Origin of the sequence: Streptomyces sp. NPDC047043 (assembly GCF_040644055.1) — a bacterium.
GTDB lineage: Bacteria > Actinomycetota > Actinomycetes > Streptomycetales > Streptomycetaceae > Streptomyces.
Genome location: NZ_JBEYVO010000019.1, coordinates 1 through 11859, shown reverse-complemented (window position 1 = coordinate 11859; position 11859 = coordinate 1). Strand labels below are relative to the sequence as shown.

Sequence of the window (11859 nt, the reverse complement as noted above, 5' to 3'; positions counted from 1 at the left end):
ACCTGGTCAGTCCTCGTCGGGCAGGACGACGTGCAGTGCCCAGGAGACGATCGAGATGATCAGGCCGCCCAGGACCGCGGTCCAGAAGCCCTCGACGTGGAAACTCACGTCGAGCTTGTCGGCCACCCACGAGGTCAGCAGCAGCATCAGGGCGTTGACGATCAGGGTGAACAGACCGAGAGTCAGGATGAGCAGCGGCAGGCTCAGGAGCTTGACTATCGGCTTGACCAGGAAATTCACCAGACCGAAGATCAGCGCGACCACGATCAGAGTGCCGGCTTTCTTGCCCGTGCTGTCACCGGTCAGGGTGATCTTGTCGAGCAGCCATACGGCGACCGCCAGGGCACCCGCGTTGGCGATCGTCTTGACTACGAAATTCTTCATGTGTCTGATCGTGGCAGACGAGATCGGCTACGAGCAGTGGGGCGAGGGCGGCAACTGCGATGAAGGCATTCCGGCTGGACGAACTGGAGGCGGAGCGCGCCGCCAATGAAGGCGCCTACCTGCAGTTTCTGCGGGAGCGGAACATGTCGGTCGGGCTCTACGCGCTCAATGCCGGCGAGCATGATCCACAGAAGCCTCACAACCAGGACGAGGTCTACTTCGTTGTGAGCGGCCGCGCCGCGATCACCGTCGGCCTGGAGACCACCCAGGTGGCGCGCGGAAGCGTGATCTACGTGCCGGCCGGTGTCGCCCACAAGTTCCACCACATCAGCGAGGACCTGCGGGTGCTCGTGGTGTTCTCTCCGCCGGAAAGCTGAGCCGCCGCCTCGGGGTTCCCTAGGGGATCGATCAGGGGAGGACAAGGGGTGCGAGGCCCCCGCCGGGCCCCCTCCCGGCCCTAGCATCGAGTGCAGGACATCAACGGGCCCCTGCACAGCAGTCGGGCGGAGAGGTAAGGACTAGGGCAATGGGAGAAATCTTCGCGGGACTGCCGTGGTGGGTGAAGTGGATCGCGGTGCCGGTCATCGCCCTGGTCGTGTTCGGCGGGCTGATAGCGAGCGTCGTCGGTTTCGTCATCGGACTGCTCTTCAAGGTGCTGGTCTTCGTGGCACTGGTCGGCGGACTGATCTACGTCGTACGGAAGTTCATGTCGAGCTCCTCGTCACGCAGCGACTGGTGAGGGCCCTGGGACACCGGTGATCGGTAACAGGAATCACCGGTTCCCTCGCGCGAGGGAAGTTTTCCGGGCAGGTCGTCCCCAGGCGGTGGTGGGCGGTTAGAGTCCGGAATTCGACGCGGGGACGACCCCGCGAGCGGCGTACACCCCCTCCCGTGTTCCCCCAGCACGGGCTGCCCCCTCGCGCTTCGGGAGTGACCCTTGGCCACGGTAGACACCGCACTCACGGATCCCGGCGTACCTCCATCCCCGGTCCGGGCCGAAGTCCCGCCCACGGGACGCCGCATCCGGCCCCCCGAGCAACCGGGTCCCTCGACGCAGGAGTGTGCGACGGCAGCACCGGCACCTCGGGCGCCCTCGCAGCGGACCGCACACCAGGCACCGACGCACCCGGCCGCACCGGCACAGGCCGTGACGCTCATCGGATCCGTCCAGCGGGCCATGCGCCTCCTGGAATGCGTCGCCGGACATGAACACGGAGCCCCTGCAAAACAGCTGGCCCGCGAGACCGGACTGGCCCTCCCCACGGCGTACCACCTGCTGCGCACCCTCGTGCACGAGGGCTATCTGCATCGAGACAAGGGGCTGTTCTTCCTCGGTGAAGCCGCAGTGCGGCTGAGCAGCAACGGAGCCGAGCAGAAACGTCGCAGCGTGATCGTCGACGCACTCGCCCACTGGCGGGACGCGATCGGAGTGCCCGTGTACTACGCCCTGTACCGGGACGGCGAGATCGACGTCAGGTGTGTCTCCGACACCCCGGGCAACCCGGCGGTCGAGGAGTGGGCCGACTTCCGCGAGACGGCGCACGCACACGCGATCGGGCAGTGCCTGCTGTCCCAGCTGGACGACGAGGCCCGCCGCGACCACCTCGACCGGTACCCCGTGCAGTCCATCACCCCGTACACGGTGCGTGACAACCACACCATGCTCCGTCGGCTGGATCGGATGCGGCGCATGGAACCGGTCACGGAGCGGCAGGAGTACGCGCTGGGGACGGTGTGCGCGGCGATTCCGATCACCGTGGGCACCACGGCCGCGACGATGGCCATTTCACTGCCTTCTCATCAGGCCGATCGGCTGCTTTCCGCGGCCCAGCAGTTGCAGAGCGAAGTGGGACGACTGCTGGGATCGCTCGCGATCTCTATCAGTATCTGAAAACTCACTCCTTGTGATCTCCCGTGTACGTTCAGCAAGATGCCACCAGTGTCAGGGATCATTCCCAGCCAGTCGGCTTCACAATGACGGGGTAGGCGATGCGCGAGTCCGTACAGGCAGAGGTCATGATGAGCTTCCTCGTCTCCGAGGAGCTCTCCTTCCGCATCCCGGTGGAACTGCGTTACGAGACCTGCGATCCCTATGCCGTACGGCTGACCTTCCATCTCCCCGGTGATGCCCCGGTGACCTGGGCGTTCGGTCGCGAGCTGCTGATCGACGGGGTCGGCAGGCCGTGCGGAGAGGGCGATGTACGGGTCTCGCCCGCCGAACCCGACTCGCTGGGCGAGGTCCTGATCCGGCTTCAGGTCGGCTGCGACCAGGCGCTGTTCCGCTCTTCGACGGCGCCGCTCATCGCCTTCCTCGACCGCACCGACAAGCTGGTGCCGCTCGGTCAGGAGGGCTCCCTCGCGGACTTCGACGCCCACCTCGACGAGGCGCTGGACCGCATCCTGGCGGAGGAGCAGAGCGCGGGCTGAAACGGCAGCGGCATGGCGAGAAGTCGGTGGAACGCTTCAGCGCGGGCGCGGGGGTGTGCAGTAACGCTTCTCCGCGGGCCGGCCGGGCGGCCACCGGACCCTCTTCTCGGGTGTCTGGGCGGCCGTCGGACGCCTTTTTCGGTTGCCCGGGCGGCAGTTGTCGGACCGCTTCCACTCGCGCGCCCCGGCGGCGCACGTGCCGTTCGCCTCAGCGCTTGCGGCGGCGGCCGTGCCCCGTGCGCGTCTGAGCCTGAGCCGGCGCCGTGACGGGCACCGCAGCGGCCTGCTCGGGCCCCGGACGGTCGGCCGCGACCACCAGCGCCGCGAGCAGCGTTGTGACCGGCACGGAGGCGACCAGGCCGATCGAGCCCACCAGGGTGCGCACGATCTCCTCCGCGACCAACTCGCTGTTGGCGACCGCCCCCACGCTGCTCTGCGCGATGGAGAACAGCAGCAGCAACGGCAGCGCGGCGCCCGCATAGGCGAGGACCAGCGTGTTGACGACGGACGCGATGTGGTCGCGGCCGATGCGGATGCCCGCCCGGTACAGTCCCCGCCAGCCCATCGACGGATTGGCCTCGTGCAGCTCCCAGACGGCCGACGTCTGTGTGACCGTGACGTCGTCGAGGACACCGAGCGAGCCGATGATGACGCCCGCGAGCAGCAGACCGCTCATGTCGATCGACGGATACAGGCCATGGATCAGACCGGTGTTGTCGTCCGTGTTGCCGGTGAGGGCGGCCCAGCCGATGAACCCCGACCCCAGGAAGCCGATCAGCACCAGCGAGAGCAGCGTGCCCAGCACGGCCACAGACGTACGGGCAGACAGCCCGTGGCACATATAGAGGGCGATCAGCATGATGGCGCTCGACCCGATCACCGCCACGAGCAGCGGATTCGAGCCCTGCAGAACTGCGGGCAGGATGAAGAAGGTGAGCACCAGGAAGCTGATGGCGAGCGCGACCAGCGCCATGACGCCACGCATCCGGCCCACCACCACGACGGCGAGCGCGAAGATACCGGCGAGCAGTGCCATCGGGAACCTGCGGCTCACGTCGGTGACCGAGTACTGCAGGTCCTTGGGCGCCGAGGGTTCGTAGGCGACCACGACCTTCTCACCCTCGTGCAGTTGCCGTGACTGGTCGGGCTGCACGATCTCGGTGAAGGTACGGCCCTTGTCCTTGCCGGTGTCGACGCGGATCGTCGCCTTCTTGCAGGTGCCGTTCGCCTCCTGCTTCGCGGAGGAGCCTTCGGCGGTGGAGGTGTCGCCGGTCGGGGTCTCGCCCGAGGCGTTGACCGACTTGCAGCTCACGCTCGCGACCTTGGTGACGGTCGCCTGCTGGGTCTGCCGGTCGAAGCCCACTCCGGTGCGCTCGTGCGGCGGAGCGCCACCGGGCCACAGCACCGCGAGCCCGACCACGACGGCCGCGGCGAACGGGATGAGGATCGCCGCGATGACCTTGCGCAGGTGCTTGGAGACCGGAGCCGCCGGACCGTGGCTGTGACTGTGCCCGTGCCCGCCGCCAGAGCCGGGGTCGGGACCGTGTCCATGGTCGCCGTGATCGTGCTCGTGTCCGCCGTCCGACCGGGGCCCGTGACCGTGGTCGGATCCATGCCTGTGTCCGGACTCGTAGTGCTGTCCCGAATCGTGATCGTGTGTGCCGTCGAAATCGCCGCCGTATCTGCGGCTGTCGGCACGGCCGTTGCCGTGTCCGGGGCCGTTGCCGTAGCCGGGCCGGCGGGGCGGCTCCGGTGGTGGGTACGGGGGCTGATGTGTCGTGGTCACCGCCCGATCATCGCAAGAACGACAGGGGCCCCCTGTTCACCGCGCCCGAATTGACGCTAGCGTGGAGGCACCTTTGCACACGCGGGAGCTCGGAGCACCGGGCTGAGAGGGCGCTGACCTCCGTCCCAGCGATGTTTCACGTGGAACATCACCGAAGTCGAGTGATGTTCCCCACGAAACGTCGGCAGACGGAAACCGCTGCGTCGACCGCCGAACCTGTTACCGGGTAATGCCGGCGTAGGGAGTAGGTCTCATGACCAACAAGGACGCACGCACGCCTGCCTCCAGCCAGGACGAACAGCCCATCGCGGGTGAAAAGTCCCAGGAGGCCGGGAAGTCCATCGGCTGGCACAAGGCGTATGTCGAGGGTTCACGCCCCGATCTGCACGTGCCTGTCCGTCAGGTGCACCTCACCAACGGGCAGTCGGTGACGCTGTACGACACGTCGGGCCCGTACACCGATCCGCTCGTCGACACCGACGTCCGCAGGGGGCTCGCCCCGCTGCGGGAGAACTGGATCATCGCTCGCGGCGACACCGAGGAGTACGCGGGCCGCCCCGTCCGTCCCGAGGACGACGGGATCAAGCACACCTCGCCGCGAGGTGGTCTGCGCAACCTCGACGCGGTCTTCCCGGGGCGGCCGCGCCAGCCGCGCCGGAGCCGCGACGGCAAGGCGGTCACGCAGCTCGCGTACGCGCGCCGCGGTGAGATCACGCCCGAGATGGAGTTCGTGGCCGTCCGCGAGAACGTGTCCCCCGAGGTGGTCCGCGAGGAGATCGCGGCAGGGCGCGCGGTGCTGCCGGCGAACGTCAACCACCCGGAGATCGAGCCGATGATCATCGGCAAGCGGTTCCTGGTGAAGGTCAACGCCAACATCGGCAACTCCGCGGTCACTTCCTCCATCGAGGAGGAGGTCGAGAAGATGACCTGGGCCACCCGCTGGGGTGCCGACACGGTCATGGACCTGTCCACCGGCCGCAACATCCACACCACCCGCGAGTGGGTGCTGCGCAACTCCCCCGTCCCCATCGGGACGGTGCCGCTCTATCAGGCACTCGAGAAGGTCGACGGCCGCGCCGAGGAGCTGACCTGGGAGATCTACAAGGACACGGTCATCGAGCAGGCCGAGCAGGGCGTGGACTACATGACCGTCCACGCAGGCGTCCGCCTGCCGTTCGTCCCGCTCACCGCGAACCGCAAGACCGGCATCGTCTCGCGCGGCGGCTCGATCATGGCGGCGTGGTGCCTCGCGCACCACAAGGAGTCGTTCCTGTACGAGAACTTCGAGGAACTCTGCGAGATCCTCGCCGCCTACGACGTCACGTACTCGCTGGGCGACGGCCTCAGGCCGGGTTCGATCGCGGACGCCAACGACGAGGCGCAGTTCGCGGAGTTGAGGACTCTCGGGGAACTCAACACGATCGCCAAGCGTTTCAACGTACAGACCATGATCGAGGGCCCGGGACACGTCCCGATGCACAAGATCAAGGAGAACATCGACCTTCAGCAGGAGATCTGCGATGAAGCTCCGTTCTATACGCTCGGCCCGCTGACGACGGACGTCGCGCCCGCGTACGACCACATCACCTCCGGCATCGGCGCCGCGATGATCGCCTGGTGGGGCACGGCGATGCTCTGCTACGTCACGCCCAAGGAGCACCTGGGCCTGCCCAACCGGGACGACGTCAAGACCGGCGTCATCACCTACAAGATCGCCGCCCACGCGGCCGACCTCGCCAAGGGGCACCCCGGTGCTCAGGAGTGGGACGACGCGCTGTCCGACGCCCGCTTCGAGTTCCGGTGGGAGGACCAGTTCAACCTCGCCCTGGACCCGGACACGGCACGGGAGTTCCACGACGAGACGCTCCCCGCGGAGCCGGCCAAGACCGCCCACTTCTGCTCGATGTGCGGGCCGAAGTTCTGCTCGATGAAGATCTCCCACGACATCCGCCGTGAGCACGGCGGGAGCCAGCAGGAGATCGAGGAGGGCATGGCCCAGAAGTCGAAGGAGTTCGCGGCGGCCGGCAACAGGGTGTACCTGCCCATCGCGAACTGACCCAGGGCAGCCGAGAGGGCTCGCGCCCCCGAACCGTCCTGGACTCGGGGAGGCGGCGCGGACCCGGGTGTTCGACTTGCGCTCCCCCGGCGGACCCTCACGGGCCTCCCTGTTGCGGAGGGCGCAAGCCGAGCGTTACTCCGGCTGGTGTTCCGGGCCTCCGAAGTCCGGGCTGGTGTAGTCCGGGCTCGTGAAGCTCGGGCGCGGGCCGGGGGCCGGGCCGTCGTCCGGGCTGCTGAAGCCCGGGCGGTTGTAGCCGAGGTGCGGGATGCGGCTCGGCGCCGGCGGTGTCGTGCTGTGCAGTACCGCCGCGGCGCCGGGGTCGGCGAGTGCCTCCCGGAGGAACGGCAGGACGCCGCGTTCCAGAAGCGCCTCGCGCCAGGCTTCCCTGGCTCGGGCGACCTCCCCGCTCAACTCCCCGTACGGCCCTGCTTCGAGCGAGGGCCTGTTGCGCAGGGCGGTGAGCAGCAGCCCGACGGCGGCGACGAGGATCGCGGCCGCGGTCATCGCGCCGAACACCCATCCGGCGGTGATCATGGTCTTGCCGAACACCTGCTTGGAGTCGAGCGACTTGATGATGTAGCCGACGAGCAGGAAGATCACCGCGGCCGTGCCGGCCAGGACGGGGGTGAGGACGGCGGCGACGGCGACGGCGCCCGCACCGGCGGGCTCGGCTGCCTCGCCGAGGGTGGTGGCGAGCCCCATCGCGCCCGCACCCGACTCCGCGGAGCCGGATTCACGGGTGGACGGCGGGGTGGACGACGCCGGCTGGCGCAGTTCCTCGCGGACCTTCACGTAGTGCTGGTACTCGGTCGCCGCGGCCACCGTTATGAGTGCGGTGGCGTTCAGCGCCATGGTGCGCAGCTGTTCGGGGTTGAGCCGCTGACCTACAGCGGCCAGTTCCGGGCGGTTTGGGGCGGAGCGCAGCGCCTCATCGAGGACCCGCTCGTACTCCTGGCGGTCCTCGCTCAGCAGGTGCTGCGGAACGCTGTTCATGTGCATCCCCCGATGCTCCGTAGGGCTTGGGGCTCGCATGACAACGAGCCGTCGGGCAGAAACGGAGGGGAGCCTGCTACGGATAAGCCGATGGTAGAGCGGTGACGGCACGCGGTGACAGGGGGTTTCCGGAAATTGGGCCCTGGCCTGCGCCGTTTATCGCGATTCCTCCGTGGGGGTCGCCTGCCCTGTGAACGTTCAGATATCCAGGGGAAGTTGCTGGACCAGCAGTTTTCCGGCCATGGTCACTCCGCCGTCCATGGCGATGGCCAGACCATCGGCGTAGACGTGCGGCCCTTCGACCACGGGCCCCGCGCTGTCCTCGCCGTCCTCGGAGCCGACTTCGCCCAGCAGATACGGAATGGGGCTGTGACCGTGAACGATGCGGGCGCCGCCGTACGTATTCAGCAGGGAGCGTACGGCGTCTGCACCACCCTCGTCGCGGAAGGAGAACCGCTTGGTGAACTTGCGGAACATGTCCCAGCACTCGTCCGCGTCGTTGCGCGTGAGCGTTTCGCGGACCGTGTCGTTGACCGCCTCGATCGAGTCGCCGTAGTCGAGGTAGGCGGTGGTGTCGGAGTGGACGAGCAGATAGCCGTCGACCTCTTCGACGGCGTCGAGGCGGGCCATCCACTGGAGGTGGTGGTCCTGGAGGCGGTCCATGTCGGTCTTCTGGCCGCCGTTGAGCAGCCAGGCCGCCTGGAAGGTGGCAGTGCCCGCACCGGAGTTGACGGGGGTGTCGCCGAACCGCTTGGCGCCGAGCAGCAGCAGCTCGTGGTTGCCCATGAGGGCCTTGCAGTAGCCGCCGGCCGCGGCGGCCTCCGCGGACAGCCGCATCACGAGGTCGATGACGCCGATGCCGTCGGGACCGCGGTCGGTGAAGTCGCCGAGGAACCACAGCCGGGAGGTGCCCGCGCTCCAGTTCCCGGCGGCGTCGATGAGGCCCTGCTGCTGGAGGGCGGCCACCAGCTCGTCGAGATAGCCGTGCACGTCTCCGACGACGTACAGCGCACCCGCGCCCTCTCCTTGCTGAGGGGCCGCCAGGGACGCGGGGTCGACGCTCACCTGAAGCGTGTCACCGCGGTTGATGACGGGCAGGTCGCGCTGCGTCGGTGTGTATCCCTCCGGGACGTCTGCCGACCCGTCCAAGGGTCTGGCGACGTCGCCGGGGAGCGTGCTGTGGCCGTACGGACCGGTCTCGTGGACGTACGCAGGTACCCGGAAGTCGCGCAACGTCGCCGTCCGCTCCACCTCGGGTCCCTGACCGGCCCCCTGAGTCATCAGACCCCTCCACCATCGCGCCGCATCTGCACCGCGTCGGACTGCCTGGTCGCAGCGGCCCGCGGTGTCGTGGGCCCATCATAGGAATGCGGATCGCGCCATGTGATGACCCAGGGGTGGTGAATCGGAGCAAGAGTCCTGTTCACCGCGGCATTCGCCCCGATTGGGCAGGGCTTCGACCGCCTGCTGACAGCGCTTGTTCTATTCCTCTTCGGGTGATCGGGGAGGGCTGACCGTCGTGCGCGGCGGACGCCGCTGGGACGAGGTGCGCACGATCAGCTCCGTCGGTATCACCTGCTCGACCGGTTGGTCCGATTCGACCCCCTCGATGGCGTCGATGAGGAGCTGGACCACGGCCGTGCCGATCCGGCGCGGCTTCAGTGAGAGCGTGGTGATGGGCGGTTCGGTGTTCGCGTACACGGTGGACTCGCTGCAGCACACAAGAAGCAGGTCGTCCGGTACGCGCAGACCGTAGCGGCGGGCGGCGGCGAGCAGGTCGGTGCCGTTCGGGTCGAACAGTCCGTAGACGGCGTCGGGCCGGTCGGGCCGGGCGAGCAGCCGGTCGGCGGCGACGGCGCCCGCGCACGGGTCGTGCGCCGGGTAGGCCTCGTACACCGGGTCCTGGCCGACGCGTTCGCACCAGCGCAGGTACGCCGTGGTCGACAGATGGGTGTACGTGTCCGTCGTCGTCCCCGTGAGCAGGCCGATGCGGCGGGCGCCTGCGTCGGCCAGGTGATCGAGGATGCCGAGTACGGCGGCCTCGTGGTCGTTGTCGACCCACGCGGTGACCGGGAGCGAGCCGGCCGGGCGGCCGTCGGAGACGACCGGTAAACCCTGCCGGACCAGTTCGCTGACCACCGGGTCCTGGTCGGAGGGGTCGATGACCACCGTGCCGTCCAGTGCGACGTTCGACCACACGTCGTGGCGCGAGGTCGCGGGGAGGATCACGAGGGCGTAACCGCGGGCGAGCGCGGCCGAGGTGGCGGCGCGCGCCATCTCCGCGAAATACGCGAACTCGGTGAAGGTGAAAGGTTCATCCCCGTACGTCGTCACGGTCAGGCCGATGAGGCCGGACTTGCCGGTACGGAGGGTTCGGGCCGCCGCCGACGGGCGATAGCCCAGCCGGTCGGCGACCTCGCGGACATGGCGTCGGGTGGCGTCCGGGAGCCGGCCCTTGCCGTTGAGGGCATCGGAGACGGTTGTGATGGAGACTCCGGCGGCGGCGGCCACGTCTCTGATGCCCGCCCGGCCCGGCCGGCTGCCTCGGCGTGAGGTTTCCGCGCGGCTCACCTGGTGCTTCCCTGCTGCTGTCATGGCGAGCCGATAGTAGGGCTCATGCAGTGGGGTAGGGCGGACGCATATGCACGCGTTGACAGGCACGTTTCTGCATGGTCATTTATCGTCAACTACCTTTGAAACAAAGTCAGTTGAACGATCCAATGGTGCTACGTGACTTGTCGGCACGCATGAGCCTGCCAAGTGTCCGATGTTTCGAAGAGGTCTCAACTCACCTGGACGGGTGATGCGCGCCAGGGCGTGAGCCACCGGCGCGCAGATATATGTGATCGCGCCCCCCGATTCGTCTGCCTTGGTGCGTGATGCCCCTGATGCGCGTGTGACGGGTGGGGTGAAGCTCCCCGGCAGAGGAGGTCTGCCCTCAGCTGTACGCAGCGGCGCCGAATCCTCATAAGGTGAGCAGTATTGGAAGCCGGTGGTGGTCACGAGGAGGACTGCGGTGAGCGAGACGAGCCCCAAGCTGCGCGCCGAGCTGGAGGGTATCCCCACCTACAAGCCGGGCAAGCCCGCCGCGGCCGGTGGCCCGGTGGCCTACAAGCTGTCCTCCAACGAGAACCCCTATCCGCCGTTGCCCGGCGTGATGGAGACCGTGACGGCCGCGGCCTCGTCCTTCAACCGCTACCCGGACATGGCGTGCACGGGCCTGATGAACGAGCTGTCGGACCGCTTCGGCGTCCCGCTCACCCACCTGGCCACCGGCACCGGGTCGGTCGGCGTCGCCCAGCAGCTGATCCAGTCCACCGCCGGCCCCGGCGACGAGGTGATCTACGCCTGGCGGTCGTTCGAGGCGTACCCGATCATCACGCAGATCAGCGGCGCGACCTCGGTGCAGGTTCCGCTGACGCCGGGCGACGTGCACGACCTGGACGCGATGGCGGACGCCGTCACCGACCGGACGCGCCTGATCTTCGTCTGCAACCCGAACAACCCGACCGGCACGGTCGTGAAGCGGGCCGAGCTGGAGCGGTTCCTGGACCGCGTGCCGAGCGATGTGCTGGTCGTGCTGGACGAGGCCTACCGCGAGTTCATCCGCGACGTCGAGGTGCCGGACGGCGTGGAGCTGTACCGCGAGCAGCCGAACGTCTGCGTGCTGCGTACGTTCTCCAAGGCCTACGGCCTCGCGGGTCTGCGTGTCGGCTTCGCGATCGCCCACGAGCCGGTGGCCGCCGCGCTCCGCAAGACGGCGGTGCCGTTCGGGGTGAGCCAGCTTGCGCAGGACGCGGCGATCGCCTCCCTGCAGGCCGAGGACGAACTGCTCGGCCGGGTCGGCTCGTTGGTGTGCGAGCGGTCCCGTGTGGTCGACGGGCTGCGTGCCCAGGGCTGGACGGTGCCCGAGACCCAGGCCAACTTCGTGTGGCTGCGGCTGGGGGAGCGCACGGTCGCGTTCGCGCAGGCATGCGAGCAGCACGGCGTGGTGGTCCGGCCGTTCCCCGGCGAGGGTGTGCGCGTGACGGTCGGGGAGACCGAGGCGAACGACATCTTCCTGAAGGTGGCGGAAGGGTTCCGCAAGGAGTTCTAGGCGTCCGTGGGCCGTGGACCTAGGGCGTTTCGTTTAGATCATCGGATCGTTGGTCTGGTGTGTCGTTGAGTGATGCGCAGTGGGCGCGGATCGAGCCGTTGCTCCCGGACCGGA

At 68.3% G+C, this 11859-nt stretch carries 11 protein-coding genes and 1 riboswitch; of the genes, 6 read left to right on the top strand and 5 right to left on the bottom strand.

What is annotated here, in order from left to right; genetic code table 11:
- Positions 1–6: 6 nt before the first annotated feature.
- Positions 7–384, bottom strand: a complete 378-nt coding sequence (locus ABZ880_RS28135; RefSeq protein ID WP_361267929.1) for a phage holin family protein — start codon at positions 382–384, stop codon at positions 7–9.
- A gap of 59 nt (positions 385–443) precedes the next feature.
- Here ABZ880_RS28135 and ABZ880_RS28130 point away from each other — a divergent pair, with 59 nt between their 5' ends.
- The 4 genes from ABZ880_RS28130 to ABZ880_RS28115 all read left to right on the top strand — a co-directional run bounded on the left by ABZ880_RS28130 (position 444) and on the right by ABZ880_RS28115 (position 2811).
- Positions 444–761, top strand: a complete 318-nt coding sequence (locus tag ABZ880_RS28130) for a cupin domain-containing protein (RefSeq protein WP_361267927.1) — start codon at positions 444–446, stop codon at positions 759–761.
- Between the two features lie 149 nt (positions 762–910).
- Positions 911–1123: a DUF5326 family protein gene (locus tag ABZ880_RS28125; protein WP_361267925.1), complete on the top strand. Its 213-nt coding sequence runs from the start codon at positions 911–913 to the stop codon at positions 1121–1123.
- Positions 1124–1531: 408 nt separating this feature from the next.
- Positions 1532–2275, top strand: a complete 744-nt coding sequence (locus tag ABZ880_RS28120; RefSeq protein WP_361267923.1) for an IclR family transcriptional regulator C-terminal domain-containing protein — start codon at positions 1532–1534, stop codon at positions 2273–2275.
- 98 nt (positions 2276–2373) lie between these two features.
- The gene (locus ABZ880_RS28115) at positions 2374–2811 is read left to right on the top strand and encodes an SsgA family sporulation/cell division regulator (protein ID WP_361267921.1); all 438 of its coding nucleotides are present in this window, start codon (positions 2374–2376) and stop codon (positions 2809–2811) included.
- Between the two features lie 208 nt (positions 2812–3019).
- Here ABZ880_RS28115 and ABZ880_RS28110 read toward each other — a convergent pair whose 3' ends face one another.
- Positions 3020–4597: a YibE/F family protein gene (locus ABZ880_RS28110; RefSeq protein ID WP_361267919.1), complete on the bottom strand. Its 1578-nt coding sequence runs from the start codon at positions 4595–4597 to the stop codon at positions 3020–3022.
- A gap of 71 nt (positions 4598–4668) precedes the next feature.
- Positions 4669–4858, top strand: a riboswitch (TPP riboswitch).
- Between ABZ880_RS28110 and thiC the strand changes: the two genes are divergently transcribed.
- The gene (gene thiC, locus ABZ880_RS28105; protein ID WP_361267917.1) at positions 4851–6653 is read left to right on the top strand and encodes a phosphomethylpyrimidine synthase ThiC; all 1803 of its coding nucleotides are present in this window, start codon (positions 4851–4853) and stop codon (positions 6651–6653) included. Its footprint overlaps the riboswitch before it by 8 nt.
- 135 nt (positions 6654–6788) lie before the next feature.
- Here the strand turns inward: thiC and ABZ880_RS28100 are convergent, their stop codons facing one another.
- From ABZ880_RS28100 to ABZ880_RS28090, 3 genes are all read right to left on the bottom strand, one after another.
- Positions 6789–7655 (bottom strand): hypothetical protein, encoded by an 867-nt coding sequence (locus ABZ880_RS28100; protein ID WP_361267915.1) that lies wholly within the window; start codon positions 7653–7655, stop codon positions 6789–6791.
- Positions 7656–7847: 192 nt separating this feature from the next.
- Positions 7848–8930: a metallophosphoesterase gene (locus ABZ880_RS28095; RefSeq protein WP_361267913.1), complete on the bottom strand. Its 1083-nt coding sequence runs from the start codon at positions 8928–8930 to the stop codon at positions 7848–7850.
- Positions 8931–9131: 201 nt separating this feature from the next.
- Positions 9132–10244, bottom strand: a complete 1113-nt coding sequence (locus ABZ880_RS28090) for a LacI family DNA-binding transcriptional regulator (RefSeq protein ID WP_361267911.1) — start codon at positions 10242–10244, stop codon at positions 9132–9134.
- 421 nt (positions 10245–10665) lie between these two features.
- On the opposite strand from ABZ880_RS28090, the gene hisC reads away from it, so the two are divergent.
- Positions 10666–11745: a histidinol-phosphate transaminase gene (hisC, locus tag ABZ880_RS28085; protein ID WP_361267909.1), complete on the top strand. Its 1080-nt coding sequence runs from the start codon at positions 10666–10668 to the stop codon at positions 11743–11745.
- Positions 11746–11859: the final 114 nt, after the last annotated feature.

Excerpts from the sequence above, each read along its gene's own strand:
- thiC (WP_361267917.1), top strand. The coding sequence starts at position 4,851 with ATGACCAACAAGGACGCACGCACGCCTGCCTCCAGCCAGGACGAACAG.
- ABZ880_RS28095 (WP_361267913.1), bottom strand. The coding sequence starts at position 8,930 with ATGACTCAGGGGGCCGGTCAGGGACCCGAGGTGGAGCGGACGGCGACG.
- ABZ880_RS28100 (WP_361267915.1), bottom strand. The coding sequence starts at position 7,655 with ATGCACATGAACAGCGTTCCGCAGCACCTGCTGAGCGAGGACCGCCAG.
- ABZ880_RS28090 (WP_361267911.1), bottom strand. The coding sequence starts at position 10,244 with ATGACAGCAGCAGGGAAGCACCAGGTGAGCCGCGCGGAAACCTCACGC.
- ABZ880_RS28130 (WP_361267927.1), top strand. The coding sequence starts at position 444 with ATGAAGGCATTCCGGCTGGACGAACTGGAGGCGGAGCGCGCCGCCAAT.
- ABZ880_RS28115 (WP_361267921.1), top strand. The coding sequence starts at position 2,374 with ATGCGCGAGTCCGTACAGGCAGAGGTCATGATGAGCTTCCTCGTCTCC.
- ABZ880_RS28125 (WP_361267925.1), top strand. The coding sequence starts at position 911 with ATGGGAGAAATCTTCGCGGGACTGCCGTGGTGGGTGAAGTGGATCGCG.
- ABZ880_RS28135 (WP_361267929.1), bottom strand. The coding sequence starts at position 384 with ATGAAGAATTTCGTAGTCAAGACGATCGCCAACGCGGGTGCCCTGGCG.